The organism is Arthrobacter pascens, from assembly GCF_030816475.1.
GTDB classification, from domain to species: Bacteria; Actinomycetota; Actinomycetes; order Actinomycetales; family Micrococcaceae; genus Arthrobacter; species Arthrobacter pascens_B.
Window position 1 is genome coordinate 2,179,806 of sequence record NZ_JAUSXF010000001.1, and the last position, 19,611, is coordinate 2,199,416.

General features: G+C 65.5%; 13 protein-coding genes and 1 pseudogene. 6 read left to right on the forward strand and 8 right to left on the reverse strand.

Annotated features, from left to right (window positions below):
- Nucleotide 1: 1 nt before the first annotated feature.
- The 8 genes from QFZ40_RS10050 to QFZ40_RS10085 form a co-directional block, all read right to left on the reverse strand.
- Entirely contained in the window at nt 2-940 is a 939-nt protein-coding gene (locus QFZ40_RS10050; protein ID WP_306904193.1) for a 5'-3' exonuclease, read from the reverse strand.
- A gap of 11 nt (nt 941-951) precedes the next feature.
- Nucleotides 952-1,443 carry an HAD domain-containing protein gene (locus QFZ40_RS10055; protein WP_306904194.1) on the reverse strand — a complete coding sequence of 164 codons (492 nt, stop codon included), beginning with the start codon at nt 1,441-1,443 and terminating at the stop codon, nt 952-954.
- A gap of 93 nt (nt 1,444-1,536) precedes the next feature.
- The gene (locus QFZ40_RS10060) at nt 1,537-4,911 is read right to left on the reverse strand and encodes an alginate lyase family protein (RefSeq protein ID WP_306904195.1); all 3,375 of its coding nucleotides are present in this window, start codon (nt 4,909-4,911) and stop codon (nt 1,537-1,539) included.
- Nucleotides 4,912-4,979: 68 nt separating this feature from the next.
- The gene (locus tag QFZ40_RS10065; protein ID WP_306904196.1) at nt 4,980-6,809 is read right to left on the reverse strand and encodes an alpha/beta fold hydrolase; all 1,830 of its coding nucleotides are present in this window, start codon (nt 6,807-6,809) and stop codon (nt 4,980-4,982) included.
- Between the two features lie 41 nt (nt 6,810-6,850).
- Nucleotides 6,851-8,407: an ABC transporter substrate-binding protein gene (locus tag QFZ40_RS10070; protein ID WP_306904197.1), complete on the reverse strand. Its 1,557-nt coding sequence runs from the start codon at nt 8,405-8,407 to the stop codon at nt 6,851-6,853.
- 104 nt (nt 8,408-8,511) lie between these two features.
- Nucleotides 8,512-9,510: a carbohydrate ABC transporter permease gene (locus QFZ40_RS10075; RefSeq protein ID WP_306904198.1), complete on the reverse strand. Its 999-nt coding sequence runs from the start codon at nt 9,508-9,510 to the stop codon at nt 8,512-8,514.
- A complete protein-coding gene (locus tag QFZ40_RS10080) occupies nt 9,507-10,490 on the reverse strand; it encodes an ABC transporter permease subunit (RefSeq protein ID WP_306904199.1) in 984 nt (327 codons plus the stop codon). The genes QFZ40_RS10075 and QFZ40_RS10080 overlap by 4 nt, the downstream gene beginning before the upstream one ends.
- Nucleotides 10,491-10,919: 429 nt before the next feature.
- Entirely contained in the window at nt 10,920-11,969 is a 1,050-nt protein-coding gene (locus QFZ40_RS10085; protein WP_306904200.1) for a LacI family DNA-binding transcriptional regulator, read from the reverse strand.
- Between the two features lie 304 nt (nt 11,970-12,273).
- Here QFZ40_RS10085 and QFZ40_RS10090 point away from each other — a divergent pair, with 304 nt between their 5' ends.
- The 6 genes and pseudogenes from QFZ40_RS10090 to QFZ40_RS10115 all read left to right on the forward strand — a co-directional run bounded on the left by QFZ40_RS10090 (nt 12,274) and on the right by QFZ40_RS10115 (nt 19,585).
- Nucleotides 12,274-13,590, forward strand: a complete 1,317-nt coding sequence (locus QFZ40_RS10090) for an SWIM zinc finger family protein (protein WP_306904201.1) — start codon at nt 12,274-12,276, stop codon at nt 13,588-13,590.
- Nucleotides 13,587-15,041, forward strand: coding sequence for a DUF5691 domain-containing protein (locus QFZ40_RS10095; RefSeq protein WP_306904202.1), 1,455 nt, complete (start codon nt 13,587-13,589; stop codon nt 15,039-15,041). The genes QFZ40_RS10090 and QFZ40_RS10095 overlap by 4 nt, the downstream gene beginning before the upstream one ends.
- Complete coding sequence (locus tag QFZ40_RS10100; protein WP_306904203.1) at nt 15,038-16,144, forward strand: ATP-binding protein; 1,107 nt, start codon at nt 15,038-15,040, stop codon at nt 16,142-16,144. Before QFZ40_RS10095 ends, QFZ40_RS10100 begins: the two co-directional genes overlap by 4 nt.
- A gap of 3 nt (nt 16,145-16,147) precedes the next feature.
- Nucleotides 16,148-16,705, forward strand: a pseudogene (locus tag QFZ40_RS10105) (DUF5682 family protein); the annotation flags it as partial.
- A gap of 103 nt (nt 16,706-16,808) precedes the next feature.
- Complete coding sequence (locus QFZ40_RS10110; RefSeq protein ID WP_306904204.1) at nt 16,809-18,479, forward strand: DUF5682 family protein; 1,671 nt, start codon at nt 16,809-16,811, stop codon at nt 18,477-18,479.
- A complete protein-coding gene (locus tag QFZ40_RS10115) occupies nt 18,476-19,585 on the forward strand; it encodes a vWA domain-containing protein (protein WP_306904205.1) in 1,110 nt (369 codons plus the stop codon). The genes QFZ40_RS10110 and QFZ40_RS10115 overlap by 4 nt, the downstream gene beginning before the upstream one ends.
- Nucleotides 19,586-19,611: the final 26 nt, after the last annotated feature.

A 19,611-nucleotide genomic window follows, 5' to 3' on the forward strand; every position in this document is an offset into this window, starting at 1 on the left:
GCTAGTGACGCGCGTCGAACGCTTCGAGGAGCCGTGTGACTGAGCCGCCGAGGTTCCAGTCAGTGCGGAGCCGTTCAAGTTCGGCGCGCGAATCACCAACGATGGGGTGCAGTTGTGCGCCCGCGTCGTCGAGTGTCGGCAGCTGCAGGTCACGTACGATCCTCACGACGGCGGGCGCGACCTTGAGATAGCCGGCGGCCGCAGCGAGTTTCGCTCGCACGGGTGCGGACAGGCCGCTTCGTTCGTCCGAGGCCGCCTCGAGCAGCCCTTCCAGCGTGCCGAACTCCCCGAGCAGCGACGCGGCGGTCTTCTCGCCGATGCCGGCAACCCCCGGCAGCCCGTCCGAGGCATCGCCGCGAAGGGTCGCGTAGTCTGCATACTGCTCGGGCAGCACCCGATACTTGCCGACGACGACGACGTCGGTCACGATTTCGAGGTTTTTCATGCCCCGCGCCGTGTAGATCACCCGGACCTGGCGTTCGTCGTCGACGACCTGGAAGAGGTCCCGGTCGCCTGTCACGACGTCAACGGGAATCCCCGCATGGCTGGCGTAGGTGCCGACGACGTCGTCGGCCTCATGCTCAGGCATTCCTACGACGGCGATTCCGGCGAGATCGAGGACCCGGCGGATCATCGGAATCTGTGCCTCAAGCGCGTCCGGCACGACCTCCACATCAGGTGAGCCCGCTACAACGTCCGCGACCCGATGCGCTTTGTAGGTCGGGAGGAGGTCAACCCGCCACTGGGGACGCCAATCATCGTCCCAGCAGGCTACGAGATGCGTCGCCCCGTAGTCGGTCGTGAGCCGCGCGATCATATCGAGCAGGCCGCGGACAGCGTTCACAGGCGTGCCGTCGGAACGGCGGATCGTGTCGGGCACTCCGTAGAACGCGCGAAAGTACAGCGAAGCAGTGTCGAGCAGCATCAGTCGGTCGGGCATAACTGATCCTCTCAGTCTCCGGCGATGCCAGCAACGAAGACCTCGACCGCCACGACGTGGACTTCCGTCAGCCCCTGAGCCGGCGTCGGCTTCTCCAGCAGGACCGGCCGGCCGTACCGGTGTGCCCACTCCCCCGCATCGGCTCCGAACATGTCGTCGATCCACACGACGGCATCCCAGTCCGCTTCGCCCTGGACTTCCATCCGGGCCAGCCACCGGCTCACCGGCCGGAGCTTTGGTGTGGCGGCATCTGTCGCGTCGAGTGTCCCTGACAAGAGCGGGACCCGGAACGGCGCAGCCGGCAACTGCAGCCGCTTCTCCAGCCTGTGTGTCTGCTCTGCCGGCCAGGTTGACACCCAGGCGATCCGTCCCAGCGCTCCCAGCCTGGCCACCAGGGCGGCCCTGGTGTCGGACAGGGCCGGCTCGGGGGCAGGCCCGGGCCCGGCCTCGCGGGCGGCCGGGATCAAAACGCCCTCAATGCCCAGGAGGATCAACAGCTTCATGAAGCAGCAGGATACGCGCTGGTCTCCTCGCTGTCGCGGCTGCGGCGGACATCTGTGCCGCCGCAGCCGCGGAATTGACCGCCGTCGCCCGCGTCAGGAGATGGCCACACCCTCGAATGCTCCGGTCGTCAGGCTGCGCTGGTCCCCGGAGCAGACCATGAGCCCGATGTAGTAGGGCGCGTCCCCGAAGTCCGTCAGGTCCTGCCCGGGCAGGTCGGTCCACGTGATGCCGTCTGCTGAGACTGACCCCGTGAATAGCGTCCCTCTCCTGACCAGCCGCACCCATGATCCCGTGCCGCCCGCGCTGATGGTGGAACGGCCGGCCACGACGGGGCGCCGGACGAATTCAGCGCCTCCGCCGGGCGTTGTCACTGTTGCCGCCATAAGGTCGAACGGGGAGAGGGATTTGGTCATGATGACGCCGACGCGGGACCCGGATCCGGCATCTGCCCGGCCCGCGATCCTTGCGGTGATTGTATGGTCTCCTTGCACCGTTTGATGCGCCACATGTGCGACCATTCCCTGGCTGTTGACGTTCAGTCCGGGCCCGGCCCCGCGAAGCACAACTTGTCCGGAACTCTCATGGGCGGTGCCAGGCGCATACACGGCAACAACGCCTGCCACGCCGAGGGTACGCTCGTCCAGCACAAAATCGCCAAAATCATTGGAGCTCCAGGGAGCAGGGAGAGCCTTTCCTACTGTGATCTTCAGGGGTGCTGTCGCGGAGTCGGCGCCCACGGTCGTGTCGAACACGCCCTCCTGCCTGGGGATGCCGGAGATAAGACCGCTCCGCTGGTCGGCGACCAGGCCAGGCGGAAGGTTCCGTGCCCAGTAGCGGCCTGCGGAGGGCGTTGCCCGGATCAGGTATTCGAATAGGGTTCCGAAGGTCGCGAAGGTCTCGGCCGGACCCTGCAGGACCGGGTTTACTGCCTCCGGCATGCGGGCCGGCACGGGTTCAGATTCCGGACCTTCGCCGGCGACGTTTGTCTTGGCAACCTTGAAATAGTAATCGCGGCCAGGAACACCGGTGGGGTCCGAATACCGCAGGTGCACACCAAAACCGACAGCGCCGACGTCGGCCGCTATCGCTTTGAATGTCCCGCCGGGCGACTCTGACCGCTTGACGACGTACCGGGCGGCCGGATCAGGGTCGCTCCAGGACAGCTCAACCGCGGACAAACCCGCTCCGGCGGAGAACCCGCTGGCTGTTCCCCCTGGTCTTGATACTGACCAGCCTCCGACCGTGACGTTGTCGAAAACCGATGTCCCCGTCTCCATCTCTCCGAGACAGGAGCAGCTGGCGAGGCCGGCGTAGACATCACCTCGAAGATCCAGCTGGGTCGAGCCCACTTCCGTCCACGATGCGCCGTCAGGGGAAATCGATCCGGTAACCCGTTTTCCCTGCCGGACGATCCGAACCCAGTACGGCTTGCGCAGGCGGTATCCGTCGCCGGCGCCTTCTACGTAGGGGGCTGTTAAAGGAGTCGCAGATTCGGGCAGCGAACCGTGATCCCTGATCGGAAATCCGGCCTTGACGGTGATTGACTGCTGCTGGCTGGGCGGCACCGGAACGCTGCCGGTGCCTTTGCTGGCGCCGGCAGTCGTTGCCCGCGTAGTCCAGACCCCGCTCCAGGTATGCAGCGGAAGGCCCTGCAGAAGCATGGCGGCATGGGCGGACCCCGGATCGAGCGATGAGCGGATCATTACACCGACTTTGGCGTACTGCGAGCTCAGCGGATGCACTATCCGGGCAGTGACCACGGATTCCTCGGGAAGCCGGGTGAACGTGAACCGGAAGCTGTCGGCATTTCCGGCGATGTCGCTTCCGCGGTCTTCGATCACGAAGCGCTCGCCGTCGAAGACCGCGTCCCCGGCTCCGGACGGCGTACCGATTGCCGCGGATTCCCAGCCTTCCGGCAGTCCCGTTGTGCCTGCGACCGCCGCAGAATCGTCAGTGGTTCCGGCGGCATTTGTGGCCGTGACGGCGTAATAGTACGTACGGCCGGGACGCGCTGTCCGGTCCACATATTCCGGATCGGGGACGTCGGAGGCGATCACCTGGAATGTGCCGTCAAAACCCTCTGCCCGTTTGACGCTGTAGCTTTGTACCGACGCCCCGCTGACGGGGTCCACCGAACCCACCCACGAAAGCGTCACGCCGTCGCCGGTCCCGACTGCCCGCAGGCCGCTGGGAACGCCGGGGATCGACGTCTGTCCGCCCCGAACACCACCGCCGTTGGCGGCGGGGCGGGCGTAGGTCAATGTTCCCCAGCCCGGGTCATCTTCATGCCAGCCTTCAATGAACCTGGAGCCGCCGGTCCCGCGAAAGACAACGGCGGTGGTGTTGGGGGCGGACATGCCCAGCCGGCTGACGTAATGGGAGTAGGCCAGCTCATAAATGGGACGAAACTGCCCGCGCCCCGTCGGTGATACGGCTTCCTTGAGGTATTTGCCGGTCCGGTCCAGGTCGGCGACAAAGGGAACGTCGTCAAAGCCGAGGTTGTAGCGGGCGTTGTATTCAAAGCCTGCCAGGATCCGGTTGCCTGCCATTCCGAACAGGTTCACGCCTTGGTTCCAGGCGATCTGCGCGCAGTATCCGAGCAGGCCCTGGCCAAGTTGTTCGTGCGGCTGGTCCCGGCCGCTCTCCTGCCCCTGGCCGGATTCGTTGACTATGCGGTGCAGCACGGACCCGTTGCCGGCACCATAGGCGGCGAACCGCAGCCCGTTCTCGAACATCACCCTGTCATCGCTCAGGACGGCCACTGCGAGGATCGTTTGCAGCGCGGCTTCGTCCCAGTTCCCGTTCGCAAAAAGCGCGTAGCCGGAGAGAGACTCGTACCAGACGGTCCGCAGCGAGCGTACACACGCCTGAAAGTCTTCCTCCGGCCAGCCGTCGTACCCTGAATGGCGTAGCAGTTCGGCAGCATTCGCCAGTTTGAAGCCCTGAAGTCCTGACCCCAGCTGCCCGTCGGCCCCCGTGATGGACCGGAGGCTGGCCGACCAGATGTTCAGGACGTCCCGCGACTTGTCGGCATGGCGGCGGTCCCCTGTGAGGACCCACATCAGCGCGTTCTGATAGGCGGCAGCGGCGTCGCCCACGGCCTGGTTGGTGAAGTTTGACGGTCCCCGGCCCCACGATTGGATCTGGCCGGTGTTCTGCACGGTGTAGGAATACGAGGACCGGGGGCTGGCGGCCATGGCAACAAAACCGTCGTACATCGGAGACTCCTTGGCTGCCACCGCCGTCCGCATCCGGTCAAGGTCTTCGCTTCGATGCAGGATGCCCGGATGGCTAAGGGTACGTCCCGGCACTGATCCCTCGGTGAACGGGCCATAGGCGGCATTCACAGAGGGGCTCGCCCGTGCTGCATCCATGAACGCAAACTGGTAGACGCCGGCCAACGCCCCCGCGATCCCGGCAGACTGTAAAAGTGTGCGCCGGCTCAGTTCAATCTTCTCGGTCTTCATTTCAGGCTCCTTGTAGTCACAATGCACTGAAACGCCGCTTCCCCAATGAAGCGGCGTGATTGGCTTACTTAGGAAAGTTCCTCAGGGTAGGCGAACGGCTGCCCGGAGACGTAACGTTCCAGCTCGGCCACGATATGGTCGCCCATCCGGAGCAGCTCGGTGCCCATCGATCCCGCGATATGAGGTGTCAGGAAGACGTTGGGCAGGTCGTAGAACACGTGTCCGGGAGGAAGTACGTCAGGCACGGCGACGTCGAGAATCGCGTTGATTCGTCCGGAGGCCAGTTCGGCCTCGAGCGCCTCCTGGTCCACGACCTCGCCCCTGGCGGTGTTGATGATGGTGGCACCGTCCCTCAGCAGGGCCAGCTCCTGGGCGCCGATCAGTCCAGTGGTCTCGGGTGTCACGGGCACGTGAAGGGAGACGACGTCGCTTGTGCACATCAGCTCCTCCAGCGGCAGCAGTTTCACTCCGAGGGCCGCCGCGTCGGCAGCGTTCAAATACGGGTCGTACACCAGCACCTCGAGCTGGAAGGGCTGGAGCAGCTCGGCGACCCTGCGGCCGATGCGGGATGCCCCGACAAGGCCGATCGTCTTCTGGTAATTTCCGGCCTTGGGGAATTCCTGTTCCCGGTCGATTCTGGTGCGGCGCTGCCTGTACACGTGCGAACTCTCGAAAGCCTGTTTGTTGGCCAGCAGGATCATGGCCAGGGTGTATTCCGCAACAGGGCGGCCATTGGCGTCACCGGCGTTGGAACCGGAGATGCTCCGCCCGGCGGGGAGGGGCGGCAACTTGTCGGCGATGACCCCGCCGGCGTGAATAATGGCCCGAAGGTTCGGAGCCGCTTCCAGGACGTCAAGACCGATCTTCGGGCATCCCCAGCCGGTGATGAGGATCTCGACGTCGGACAAGGCCGCCTGTGCTTCCGGCGACGAGAAGTCTTCGAAAACCGGGCCGCGAAGGTCCACGAGCTGCGACAGCGAGCTGATGGCGTGCGGGGACATGAGCTTGGAGAAAAGGTCGGCTGGCGCCATGACTGTCATGGCGACATGCTTCGCTGCCGGTCCGGCCTGCATAACCAATGCGTCGGCAAAGAAGACCGCGGCCCGCCGGGTGAACCTTTCCTCCATGTCCCGGCGGATGAAGTGCGAAGCGCCGTCGAAAACTTCCACGTGTGCGCCGGCGGAACGGGCCACCCGCTGGTGCTCCGCTGTGATCCCGGTCCTGACCGTCCCCGTGATGATCAGCATGGGAACCCCGGACGCCGTCAAGGAGGAAATGAGTTCCGGCCATGGCGTCAGAGGAATGACGTTCCCATTGAGCACGAGGCGGGGGTCGCATTCTTCCTGGGCCTTGCAGCTGCGCTGGATCTCTGCCTCGTTCCAGTCCGGCCACTCAAGCCTCCTGATCGCGGCGCGTTCGGTTGCTGTCCGCGACTGGACGCCAAGAAGGTGCTCATACGCCTGTTCGGCAACGCTGCGCTCCTGCAACGCCGTGACGGGGAGCCGCCAGAACGGGTCCTCCAGGAGGACGCCTGCCGGACGAAATCCGGCAGGCTCCCGTAACAGCGCGGCGGCCGCGACGGCACCGGCCACCGACCCTCCCGCGGAATGCCCGTAATAGAGTGCCGGCAGGTCCGCCAGGCTTCGGAGCTCCGGCGCAAGCAGGAGCTCCAGGACATCGTCAACCATGACGTCGCCGGGATGTTTTTGCAGATCCTCGTCAGACCAGCGGGGCGAGCCGCCGTGTCCGCGGAGATCGACGGCCAGGACGGCCCACCCGCGGGAGAGCCAGTCCGGGAAGGCGGCCTCCAGGCATTCGGCCGACTCCATCAGTCCATGGATGGCGACCACCGTGGCTCTGGCCCCGGTCTCAGGCAGCAACAATCGATAGGACAGCACGCCAGTCCTCTCTGTAGATTCTTTTACTGTCAGTTGCCGGGTCAGGATTGCTTCTTGAGGTGGGCGTTGGCCTGCTTCTCCATTTCGGCCTGCAGCTTGTCAACGCCTGCGCCGTCGGCGGCTTTCTTCAGTTTGTCGAGCTGGTCGTCGACGTCGACCACGCCGTAGAAGAGCGGATTGGCGAACTGGGTGATCACGTTGGTCATGGCGGCAACCTGTTGCTTCACCGGGGTCGTGTCCGGGACGAAGGAGGCGAAGGGGTCCACGGTGAAGTTGTCGAAGTTTTGTGCCCAGTCGAAGATCTTCTCTTCGCTGGCACTGATCGACATGGACTTTCGCTCGAGGCTGGACCGCCAGGCCAGGGCGTAACCGGGGAAGGCGTAGTCGTTGAGCGGCTTGAACTTGTTGCCGTCGACAGGTTCCCAGTCGGTGCCCTCGATGCCGTAGCAGATGAGGTCGTGGTTCTCCTTGATGGAGAGCCAGTCCTGCAGCTGCATGGTCCGGTCCAGGTTGCCGCCCTTGGAGTTGACCACCACGAGGTTGTCTGCCTGGAATGTCTGGTTCGGCTTTGCTGACAGCCCGCCCTTGAGCGGCATGATGTTGGCGAGGGCCGCCTTGGGCACAGCCTTCTGCAGCGTGGTGAGGGTGTTGCTGGAGGTGCCGTCGGTCATAGCCCACCCTGCCGCGTACTTCCCGGCGGTCCACTGGCTTTTCAGGGTCGCAGCGTCCGTGTTCATGGCGTCCGCGTTGATGATCCCGTCGTTGTAGTACTTCCTGGTTCGGCGCAGGGCATCCACTACTCCCTCGTCGTCCCAGAACGGCGTGGGCGCCGAGGATCCGGTCTTCGCCGCGTCCTTGGCCAGGAGGAAGAACATACCCTTGCCGCTGAACGCACGGGCGATCCTGTCCGGGTTGTCCCAGGTGGCGGCGTTGAACATTCCGGTGGGCATGGGCATCGCATGGAGGTATCCGCTGCCGGACGCGGCGCCGTAGGCAACGGTGCCGTCGTTCTTCTGCTTCACGGCGTAGAAGAAGCGCTCAAGCTGCTCGAAATCTGTGATGGTGGAGAAGCCCAGGGTGTCCGCCAGGTCCTGGCGGATGACGAAGTGCTGGACTCGGGCCGCGCTGTTCACCTGCGGGATGCCCCAGAGTTTGCCGTCCCAGCTGTTGGATTCCACCAGCTTCTTCGGGAGCGTGGCGCTGAGGTTCTTATACTTGGGGATTTCGCTGGTGAGGTCGGCGAGGGATCCGCTCTGCTGCAGCTGCGCCATGTTCAGCCACAGGGCCTGCAAAGCGGAGTCGAACTTCTCCCCCGCGGTGAACTTCAGCAGGGACTGCTGCTGGTAGTTGGACCAGTTGATGAACTGGGCATCCAGCTCGAAGCCCAGATCGCCCTTGAGCTTGCTGTTGACCTTGGCAAGAACGGCGTTCCAGGTAGTCGGAGCGGTGCTGGGCAGGATGGCGGTGGAGGTCCCCGAGACGGGCCCGCCAGTCGATGAACCGCCGGATGTGCCGCATCCGGCCAGTGCTGCGGCGACGCTGAGGCCGCCGGCCAGGCCAAGGAAACCGCGGCGGGAAACTGCTGGATTGGGGATCATATGAGTGCACTCCTTTGTACGCCGGCACCTGAGGTGGCCGGAGCTATGACTTATGCAGGATGAAGGTGGAGCAATGAGGATGAACAGAGGCTGTGAGGGTTGGCCTAGCCCTTGGTGGCGCCGAGCGTGAGGCCCTTGACGAAATAGCGCTGGGCGAACGGGTAAGCGAGCAGGATGGGCCCGATGGTCACCACTGTCAGTGCCAGCCTCAGCTGGTAGATCGGCGCTACCGAACCTGAACCCGGCAGCATCGTCGCGTTGGTGACGTTCGCGATGAGGTTCTGAAGCATCAGCTGGAGCGGGTATTTGTCCGGATCCGAGATGAACAGCATTGCCGTGAACCACTCATTCCAATAGGACACGGCGTAGAACAGCCCTATGACGGCCAGGATCGGTTTGGACAGCGGCAGGACGATCTCAAAGAAGACCCGAAGCTCGCCGGCTCCGTCCACCTTGGCCGAATCCAGGATTTCTTCGGGAAGCTGGCGGAAGAAGCTGACCGCCACGAACACCAGGAACGGAGCCATCATGTGCGGAAGGATGACGGCGAACCAGCTGTTTTGCAGCTGCAGGACCTGCGTGACCAGCAGGTACATGGGAACGAGACCGCCGGAGAACAGCATGGGCAGGTACGCGAAGATCGTCAGAGGCCTGCTGATCCGCGGCATCCGGCGGGCGATGACCCAGGACAGGGACGCTGTGGCGCAGAGCGACAGGGCGGTCCCCACGAAGGTGATGAAGAGTGTGGCTGCATATCCCTGGAACACCGCCGTGCCGCTGAAGATGGCGGCGTAGGCGTCCAGTGAGAACGGTTCGGGGAAAAAGCTGTAGCCGCTGCGGGCCAACGTGGATTCAGCGGTCAGGGAACCCGCCACAATCATCCACAACGGAATCAGGGCAAATAGCCCAAAGAGCGTGACCCCGGCATAGCTGGCGATGGTGAACGGTTCGATCCGGGTGAACTTTTGACGGCCGCTCAGCCGGGCATCCGGCGTCGTGCCCTGTCCCCTGGACACCCGGCGGTGCTGCCTCGGTGACTGCAGGCTGTTGGCCGCCGACGGCTCCTTGGGCGTGACCACTGTTGGGGTTGTGGAGGTGCTCACAGGATGCTGCTTTCTTTGGAGTAGCGGCGCTGGAGGAGCACCGCCGCTGTGACGAGGATGAACCCGACCACCGACTGGAACAGGCCGATAGCCGCGGTGGTGCCGAAGTCACCGATGGTCCTGAGTGAACGGAATACGTAGGTGTCGATGACGTCCGTGGTGGAGAATAGCGTGCCGTTGTCACCGATGATGGCGAAGATGGTGCCGAAGTCGCCGTAAAAGATCCGGCCGACGCCGAGGACAATCAGGATGGCTGCCGTTGGCTTGAGAAGCGGCAGCGTAATGGACACTGCCATCCTGGCGCGGCTGGCACCGTCGAGCATTGCGGCTTCGTAGACGTCCTCCGGAATGGCGGTAATGGCCGCGAGGAAGATGACTGACATGTATCCGCCCAGCTGCCAGACCTTCACGATCGTCAGGATCCAGGGCCAGGGCCCCGCTTCGGTGTACCAGCTGACCTCAGGAAGGCTGAAAATGCCGAGGGCGTCATTGACTGCTCCCCCGTGCCCACCGGCGCCCGCCAGAATTACCTGCAGGATGATGCTGATGACAATCGGGGACACGAAGTATGGAAAAAAGATCGCCGACTGCATGAACTTCTTGAAAACACGGGCGCGCAGTTCGTTCAGCATGATCGCCAGCATCAGGCCCGCCGCCAGTGTCGCCGCGAGGAACAGGACATTCAGGACCAGCGTGTTCAGGACGATGGCCGGGGCATCCCCGCTTTCGATGAAGTACTTGAAATTGTCCAAGCCGGCCCACGGACTGTTGAAAATCCCCTGGCTGACGCTGAAATTCTTGAACGCCACGACCAGGCCGGCCATCGGGGCGTAGGCAAAGACCAGGAACCACACGATCCCCGGCGCCGCCAGCAGGAGCAGAACCCCGGATCCGCGGCCGCTGTGACGGCGGGAACGCCTGTTTTTGGGCTTACGGGAGGACTCGTCACTGAGCGAAGGTTTCCCTTGTTGAGCTGTCATGCTTTCCTGCATGGCACTCTCCCTTGAATGTAGAAGTTGAAGTTTCGGGGTCCGGGGGCTGGAGTGCCGTCATGGCACAGAGCCTGGTCCTGGAGACCCATTAGTGGCTGTTCCGGGAAAACGTTATCCCCAAATATGGAACTCCAGGTCGCACTGTGTCAAGGAGTCCGGACGGCGGGAGGTTGGCGGCCAATGGAAAGGAAAAGCTATAAATCCACGTTGAGACGGCCGTCACTGATATCGATATCAGGATAGAGCCTGTTTTGGGATTGCGCAATCCCGGCGGAGCAATCCAAACGCAAAGCAACGAAGGGCTCCTGAAGGCGGAGGGCGAGTAGCTAGTCAGCCCGCCCGCAGAGGACCAGGCAGCGCCGCCGCATCGCCGTCACAGCCAGTGAGGACGCCGGCATTCCCTGCTGAAAGCCTCGCTCAGGGCGTCTGTGCCGGATGATGCCGACGGCGTTTGTTGACCGGGGCTGTCGACTCGCGTTCCATCAGCCGTGGCACGGCGGTGGAGTCGGCAACGGCCTCAGGGCCCGCCAGGCTCTGCTGCAGCAGGCCGAAGGTCCGGTGACCCAATCCCTTGAAGTCCGGGGATACGGTGGTTAGCGCCGGCCAGGTGAATTGGCTGAAAGGCTGGTTGTCCCAACCAACAATTGACACATCCTGCGGGACGCGGACACCGTTCTCCAATAATGCGCGAAGGGCGGCGATGGCAAGGCCGTCATTGGAGCAGAAAACTGCCGTGATATCCGGATCGGCCGCGATGCGAAGCCCCTGATCGTAGCCGGAGAGTGCCGAGCGGGAGGCTTCCAGCACGGGAGGAGGGGCTATCCCGGCATCAGTGAGGGCATCCTTCCAGCCTTGGTATCGGCCGGAAAACTGGCTGAGGGGGAAGAGTCCAAGATGGTGGACCGTTCGGTGTCCGAGTTCCAGCAGATGCTCAGTGGCTTCGCGCCCTGCCGCATATTCGTCGATGAAGGCGTACGGGAACCCGGGCTGGCCCGCCGGGAATCCTGACGCCGCAACAATCGGAACCGTTCCCGGCAGCTGCTTGAGAACTTCGGCAGCCGAAGGATCGAAATCCAGGACAATGATTCCGGCAAGCTGCTGTTGAAGGGCCAGTTCGACGGCGGCCTGAACATCCGCTGGGTCCGCGGACTTCACGGCGGATATGACAATGGAGTAGCCGGCCGCTTTGGCGGCCTCCTCGATCCCCGCGATCGTGTAGGCGTAACCGTACGTTTCGGTGCCTGCCGCGAAGATGGCGATCATGGTCCGGTTGCCGCTCTTGAGCGCCCGGGCGAGTGGACTTGGGTGATACTGCAGCTCCTTGATCGCCGCCAGCACCCGATTCCGCCGCTCCTCGCTCACCGGAATGTTGCCCGTCAGTACCCGGGAGACCGTGGGAACGGAAACTCCGGCCAGCCTCGCAACGTCGGCAATGACGGGCGGGCGGTCGTCCTTGGAAATCCTCATGATTGTCCCCGTAGTTCAGCATCGACCTGACAGTGAAAGGCTATCCCGGAAGGGTCATGGATTCTGCGGCAGCCGCACGTCAGGGTGGTCGGGTGAAAGGCTGCCCGCCACGTAGTCGGCGGTGCCGGATTCACCGAAAAGTCTGCCCGTTGTGGAGCCCTTTCAGAAGTATTGTTCACGCTGCCCCAACGGGTCCCCAGATGATATCGATATCACCGCTTGGACGCAAGGATCTGTACGACGTGATCCGCGGAACACACCGCCGGCTCGGGCCTCTCTTGCGGCACCCGAGGCATCAGGCACAATGAGCATCATGGTGCGTTGGAGCGAGGAGAAGGTGATCGGCGCCGCCCCCGATGAATCCTCGCTGGCGGCTGCCCGCAAGCTGGCACGTCCTGGACCATGGTCCGATACCGGCAGCAATGACGTCCTGGTCTGGGGCAAATGCCAGGGCAGCGGAAGGACTCCTTACCAGGTGAGTGTTGACATTGCCGCCCCGGCGTATCGGTGCTCATGCCCGAGCCGGAAGTTCCCGTGCAAGCACGCGCTGGCACTGCTTCTTCTGTGGGCCCGGGGTGAGGCCGCCGAGGTCAGCGCCGAGACCGCCGGCTATGCGCAGGAGTGGGTGGACCAGCGGGGGGATCGCGTGGCCACCCGCGAGCGCCGCCACCAAGGGCAGCAGGGGCAGCAGGCAGACCCGGTTGCCCAGGCCAGACGGCAGGCCGACCGCCTGGCCCTGATGGATGCCGGGATCTTCGACTTCGCCCGGTGGCTGACCGATCTGGCACGGACGGGGCTGGCGGCCGCCCGTAACCAGCCATACAGCTGGTGGGACGGCGTGGCTGCCCGCCTGGTTGACGCACAGCTCCCCGGCCTGGCCGAGCAAGTCAGGGCCATGGGGTCGGATGTGCATGCCCGTGCGGACTGGGCCGACCATCTGCTCTTCCATGCCGGACGCTGGTGGGCCCTGACCAAAGCCTGGCGCATGAGGGATGAGCTAACGCCCCGGGAGGTGGCCGATCTCAGGACTGCCGTCGGCTGGGCCAGGGCCTCCGCCGAGATTCTGGCCAGCGAGGCCCTGCCCGGTCCATGGCTTGTACTCGGGGCCTGCCGGAGCGACGAGGGGCGGCTCCAGCAACAACGGACCTGGCTTCGCGGACCGGACGGAACTGTCGTCGTCGTGCTCGATTTTGCTGCCCAGGGCCAGGCACTGGCTACGCCCCGGCTGGCGGGGGCGGAGCTGGATGCCACCCTCGTACAGTATCCCGGCTCCGCACCACAGCGCGGAATGTTCACCGGTCCTCCTGTCCCGCGGGGATTGGCCAGGAGCCTCGGTGATGGTTGCAGCATCGCCCAAGCGCTCGACATGGAATCCGCGGCGGTCTCGCTCTCGCCCTGGCAGGATCGCCACCCCGTGCTGCTCGCCGGGGTCCGCTTCTGTCTGGGGGATGGTGGCTGGCTGCGCGACCCGGCAGGCGACGCCCTCCCCCTCGTCGATGCGCCCCTGGAATCCCTGTTGACACTTACCGGCGGCCATCCCGTCGACGTGTTCGGTGAACTGGAGGATGGCCGCGTACGGCCGCTGTCCGTCGTCGTCGGCCAGCGGGTGGTCACGCCATGACATGGTTGGACGAGCTTCGTACGTCCGGGCTCCTCGGCACAGGGCGGCATCCTGCGCCGCTTCCGCCGCCGGATCTTGGATTTCGCCCGCCCGAGGGCCTGCCTCCTGAAGAGTTCCTTTTGGACCAGGTGGCCCTGGCCGACGTCGTCACGCGTGCCGCCCGCCGCCCGGACAGGGCGGAAACCGCACGCCTGCCTGATCCGGCGCCCCCGGACGACGCCCCGGAAGCCTCCGGGCAGGCAGCCCACCTGCTGGACCTGCTCCTGACCCAGCCTCCAGTCGGTCTGGAGCTCCGCAACCAGCTGGTGACCGACTGGCTGCAGCTCGCCGCTGAGTCCGGACTGCGGGTCCCGCACCGCCTCATCCCGGCCCTGCTGACCTTGGCAGCTACGAAACAGGGCGTGGCTGAGCACCTGCACCCGGCCATCGGGATACGTGGCCTATGGCTTCAGCACCTCACCCGGCCCGCGGATTCCGGGCTGCCTCCCGGGAATGGGACCGAATGGGCCGAGCTGGGCAGCGCTGACGCCACAATGGAACTCGAACGTCTCCGCCGCAGCGACCCGCAGGCCGCCCGCGATCTGCTCCGGACCCGATGGGACACGTTGAGCGCCCGCGAACGCGCCGCCGATCTGGGCGCGTTCGCCATCGGCCTTCAGCCTGACGACGAGGACCTGCTGGAAAGGGCGCTGGACGACAAGGCAAAGAGCGTGCGAGAGGTGGCCGCCAGCCTGCTCGACAGGCTGCCCTCAAGCGCCCGCGCGGGCCGCATGGCCGCCCGGCTACGCCCGCTGCTGGGCATGAAAGGGTTGCTCCGTAAGAAGTTCGAAATTGACACGCCAGCTGAACCGGATGCTGCCGCCCTGCGCGACGGGATCGCGGCGGACCCCCGCAGCGGCGAGCCCGACAGGCTCGGCCGACTGGACACGATCATCCGCGGCGCTCCCCTCGACGTGTGGACGACGGCCGCCGGCCGCAATCCGGCGGCGACGCTGGCCATGCTTGAGGGTGAAACCCGCGTGGTCAACGCTATTCTTGCCACCGCCGTACTGCGGGGCGACCTTGAATGGGTGCGGGCCTTGTTCGATGTCCGCAGGGACGTGCGGCTGCTTCATTCCCTTCCCTCCGGCGAGCGTGAGGACTCGCTGGTGCGGCATATCCGCGGTGGCAGCGCGGAGCCCATGTCGCTGGTTCCGCTGCTGCGGGATATGCCCCGGCCGTGGGGTCCTCAACTGACTTCCGAAGCACTACGGCTGATCACCGCCAAAGGAGGGGGCCAACTCGCCGGGATGCTGGCCGATGTCCTGCCTGTGGCGCTTCCGCCCGAGGCGGCCGATCAGTGCCGCCGGCAGCTCGAGCGTCCCGACGACGAGGCCCCGCGGCGCCGCGTGCTTCGTGATGTCGTACAGTACCAATCATTCCGACAATCGCTGACGAAGGCCTTCCGATGACCGATGCCCAGTCCCCCACCGACGTGCTTCGCGCCCACGCCGAACACGCCTACGCCGACGAACTCAGGGAGCTGGCTGCTGCGGATGATCGGCCCAGGCCGCCGAACTGGCACCTGTCTCCTTGGGCCGTGGCCACCTACGTGCTCGGCGGTACGCTGCCGAACGGCGTCCGGATCAGCGCCAAGTACCTGGGCTCGGCGCGGTTGGTGGAAATCGCCGTGGCATCCCTCGCCACGGACCGGGCGCTGCTGTTGCTGGGGGTACCGGGCACCGCGAAAACGTGGCTCAGTGAACATTTGGCTGCCGCCATTTCGGGTACATCCACGCTTGTCGTGCAGGGCACGGCGGGCACGCCGGAAGAGGCGCTGCGGTACGGCTGGAATTATGCGCGGCTGCTCGCCGACGGCCCCTCCCGGGCCGCCATGGTCGCAGGTCCGGTGATGCGCGCGATGGAGACGGGAAGCGTGGTACGCGTGGAAGAACTCACCCGCATCCCGTCAGATGTGCAGGATTCGCTCGTCACGATCCTCAGTGAGAAGGTCCTCCCGATCCCAGAGCTGAACGAGGAAGTCCAGGCGCGCCAGGGATTCAACGTCATCGCCACAGCCAACAACCGGGACAAGGGCGTTAACGAGCTGTCATCGGCGCTGCGGCGCCGCTTCAACACCGTCGTCCTGCCGCTCCCGGACACCCTGGACCAGGAGGTGGAGATTGTCACTACCCGGGTCCGCAGCCTGGGCGCGTCCCTGGAACTCCCTGCTGATCTGGCCTCGCTCTCGGAGATCAGCAGGGTGGTCACCATCATGCGGGAACTGCGCGCGGGAGTAACCCAGGATCAGCGCACCACGATCAAGTCGCCGTCGGCCACCCTGTCGACCGCGGAAGCCATCTCGGTGATGACCAACGGGCTTTCCCTGGCCGCGCACTTTGGCGACGGAACCGTCCGTGCCCAGGAAGTGGCGGCCAGCCTGGTGGGTGCCGTGGTCAAGGACCCGGTGCAGGACAGGGTCATCTGGCAGGAGTACCTGGAGACCATCGTGCGGAACCGTCCGGAGTGGAAGGATCTTTACCGAGCCTGCCGTGACCTTGAGACGTCGAACTGATCCATGACCGACGTCCACGTACTGGGGATCAGGCATCACGGTCCCGGTTCGGCGCACTCCGTTGCGGAAGCCCTGGCCGGCCTCCGGCCGGATCTGGTGCTGGTCGAGGGGCCGCCAGAACTTGATCAGGTCGTTCCGCTGCTTGCTGATCCGGACATGATGCCGCCCGTGGCCGGCCTGATCTACGCGGCCGACCAGCCACGGCTGGCCTCGTTCTACCCGCTGGCCAGCTTCTCCCCTGAGTGGGTGGCCATCCGCTGGGCACTGTCGACCGGAACCAAGGTGCGGGCAATTGACCTGCCCGCGGCGCACACCTTCGCGCTCCGCCTGGCTGAAACGGCCTGGCGAAGGTCGTCCAGGGACGGGGAGGACAGGGACGTCGACGGCGGCACCTCGGCCGACGGCGAGGGCGACGGCGAGCCTCCGGCAGGAGGCGCGGAACCTCCTGGGCTGCCTCCGCAGCCCTACCGCCCCGATGCGATCGGATTGCTGGCCGGGGCCGCGGGCTATAGCGACCCCGAGCGCTGGTGGGAGGACGCCGTCGAGCACCGGAACTCGGATCCCCTGGAACGGTTCGCGGCACTGACAGAGGCCATTGCCGAGATCCGTGCGGCCGACGACAGGCCTGGCCGACGTGATGGAGAACAACCTGAGGGAAGCTGCGATGCGGCGGCTGCTGCGGGCCGCGATCCGCGAAGGGCACGGGCGGATCGCCGTGGTGTGTGGTGCCTACCACGCCCCGGCATTGGTACCTGCCGATTTTCCTCCCGCGTCAGCCGACAACAAGGTCCTCGCCGGCCTGCCCAAGACCAAGGTCGCCGTCACCTGGGTGCCGTGGACCTCGGACCGGCTTAGCCTGCGCAGCGGCTACGGTGCCGGCGTGACGGCCCCCGGCTGGTACCAGCATCTCTTCACCCACTGGATGGCGCAGGATCAAGGCAATGAGGTCTCCACGACCTGGCTCGTCCGGGTGGCCCGTGCTTTGCGAAAGGAAAACCTGGCCGCCTCGACAGCCTCCGTGGTGGACGCGAGCCGGATGGCGAACGCCCTTGCCGCCGTCCGGGGGCGGCCCAGCCCCGGCCTGGCCGAACTGGATGACGCCGCCCAGGCCGTGTTGTGCGACGGTTCACCGCTTCCGCTGGCCCTGGTGCACCGGGAACTCACCGTCGGGCTCGAACTGGGAACCGTGCCGGAATCGGCACCGACAGTCCCCCTGGCCGCGGATCTGGCCGCCTCTCTGCGAAAGCTCCGCTGGAAGCCCGGCAGCATGGAAGAGGTCCTGTCCCTTGACCTGCGGAAACCACCTCAGCTGGCCCGCTCGGTTCTGCTGCACCGGCTGGCATTGCTCGGCGTGGATTGGGGCGTTCAGGCCGAGACGGGCCGGACGACCGGGACCTTCAAGGAGGCCTGGACATTGCAGTGGCGCCCGGAACTGGCTGTCGCCCTGGTGGAAGCCAGCCGTTACGGAACCACGGTAGCCTCGGCCGCCGCCACCTACGTGTCCGAACATGCACAGGAGGCCCGCGGCCTCACGGAGCTCAGCGAACTGCTCGCCGGCTGCCTGCTGGCCGATCTCCCGGACGGCATCGCCGGTGTTGTGTCCGTACTTGGCGAGCGCACTGCCCTGCAGCAGGACGTCGGGCCGCTGCTGGAAACCATTGCGCCCCTTGCCCGCACCTGCAGGTACGGCAATGTGCGCGGCGTTGACGTCACCGGCGTACGGAAGATCCTGGACACGACAATCGTGCGGGCCTGCGTGGGGCTGCCCACGGCCTGCGCCGGGCTGGATGATGACGCCGCCGCGGCGATGCGCCGGGCAATCGACTCGGCCCATCATGGTCTGTCGCTGTTACCTGGGCTGCCGCTGGAGGACTGGCACCGGGCACTGGCCGCCGTCGCAGGCCCGGACCGGATCCACGGCTCGGTCGCGGGGAGGGCCACCAGGCTCATGCTTGACGCGGGCCTGCTGGACGGGGACGACGTCGCGGCCAGGCTCAGCCGCAGACTGTCCATCGCCGCTCCTCCGCAGGAATCCGCGGCCTGGCTGGATGGGCTCCTCTCTGGCGACGCGACACTGCTGATTTATGACCGGCGGCTGCTTCAGATCGTCGACGGGTGGGTTGCCGGGGTGGACGACGACGTCTTCGGTGATGTCCTTCCGCTCCTGCGCAGAACCTTTTCAGCATTCAGCCGGCCGGAGCGGCGGGAAATCGGCGAACAAGTCAGCCGCGGCGGCGTCGAGCCTAACACCCTGGCGGGAACGCTGGACATAACGGGCGCGGGCCCCGCAGTCCAGACGATGGCCCGGTATCTCGGATGGCAGGCGACCGCATGACAGAGGCAGGTCCCGACGGACGCGACAGGCTGAGCCGCTGGCGGCTGATGCTTGGCGGGGATGATGCCGACGGCATCACCTCACCGGATGGCGAAAGTGTGGTTCTTTCCTCCGCTGACGCCCGCCGTGACCAGGCATTGGAGGCCCTGTATGGTGCAGATAGGAGCGGCCGGGGCGGCCTCGGGGCGTCCAGCCCGCGGGTCGCCCGCTGGCTCGGCGACATTCGTGGCTACTTCCCGTCCACCGTGGTGCAGGTGATGCAGGCGGACGCCATGGACCGACTCGGCCTGCGGCAATTGCTCCTTGAGCCGGAGATGTTGCGCACGGTGCAGCCGGACATCGGGCTGGTGACCACACTCGTCGGGCTCGGCCGCGTTATCCCCGAGCATTCACGCGAGAGCGCCAGGGCGGTGGTTCGCCAGGTGACCCGCGAGCTTGAGGACCGGTTGCGTGCAAAGACAGTTCAGGCGGTCTCCGGCGCATTGAACCGCGCTGCCCGCACGCGAAGGCCCCGGCACCGGGATATTGACTGGAACCGCACCATCGCGGCAAACCTGAAAAACTACCAGCCTGACTATCGCACCATCGTCCCGGAGCGGCTGGTGGGCCACGCCCGGCGAAGCACGGAAGTGCAGCGCGAGATCATCCTGTGCATCGATCAATCCGGGTCGATGGCCGAATCGGTGGTGTACTCAAGCGTGTTCGGCGCGGTGCTCAGCTCGCTGCGGTCGGTGCGCACGCGGCTGGTGGTCTTCGACACCGAGGTTGTTGATCTGACGGATGACCTGGAGGATCCGGTGGATGTGCTCTTCGGTGTCCAGCTCGGCGGCGGCACGGACATCAACCGCGCCCTGGCATACTGCCAGGATCAGGTGAGCCAACCTGACGAGACAATCCTGGTGCTCATCAGCGACCTCTACGAGGGTGGAATCGCGGAGGAGATGCTGCGAAGGGCCGCCGCAATCGTCGGCTCGGGAGCAACCATGATTGCTTTGCTGGCGTTGAGCGACAGCGGCCATCCGTCGTTCGATTCCACCATGCCACGGCCCTGGCCGGAATCGGTGTCCCGGCGTTCACCTGCACGCCTTATCTGTTCCCGGAGCTGATGGCCGCCGCGATCGAACGCCGGGAC

Excerpts from the sequence above, each read along its gene's own strand:
- QFZ40_RS10055 (WP_306904194.1), bottom strand. The coding sequence starts at position 1,443 with ATGAAGCTGTTGATCCTCCTGGGCATTGAGGGCGTTTTGATCCCGGCC.
- QFZ40_RS10085 (WP_306904200.1), bottom strand. The coding sequence starts at position 11,969 with ATGAGGATTTCCAAGGACGACCGCCCGCCCGTCATTGCCGACGTTGCG.
- QFZ40_RS10070 (WP_306904197.1), bottom strand. The coding sequence starts at position 8,407 with ATGATCCCCAATCCAGCAGTTTCCCGCCGCGGTTTCCTTGGCCTGGCC.
- QFZ40_RS10100 (WP_306904203.1), top strand. The coding sequence starts at position 15,038 with ATGACCGATGCCCAGTCCCCCACCGACGTGCTTCGCGCCCACGCCGAA.
- QFZ40_RS10115 (WP_306904205.1), top strand. The coding sequence starts at position 18,476 with ATGACAGAGGCAGGTCCCGACGGACGCGACAGGCTGAGCCGCTGGCGG.
- QFZ40_RS10050 (WP_306904193.1), bottom strand. The coding sequence starts at position 940 with ATGCCCGACCGACTGATGCTGCTCGACACTGCTTCGCTGTACTTTCGC.
- QFZ40_RS10090 (WP_306904201.1), top strand. The coding sequence starts at position 12,274 with ATGAGCATCATGGTGCGTTGGAGCGAGGAGAAGGTGATCGGCGCCGCC.
- QFZ40_RS10080 (WP_306904199.1), bottom strand. The coding sequence starts at position 10,490 with ATGACAGCTCAACAAGGGAAACCTTCGCTCAGTGACGAGTCCTCCCGT.
- QFZ40_RS10060 (WP_306904195.1), bottom strand. The coding sequence starts at position 4,911 with ATGAAGACCGAGAAGATTGAACTGAGCCGGCGCACACTTTTACAGTCT.
- QFZ40_RS10110 (WP_306904204.1), top strand. The coding sequence starts at position 16,809 with ATGCGGCGGCTGCTGCGGGCCGCGATCCGCGAAGGGCACGGGCGGATC.
- QFZ40_RS10095 (WP_306904202.1), top strand. The coding sequence starts at position 13,587 with ATGACATGGTTGGACGAGCTTCGTACGTCCGGGCTCCTCGGCACAGGG.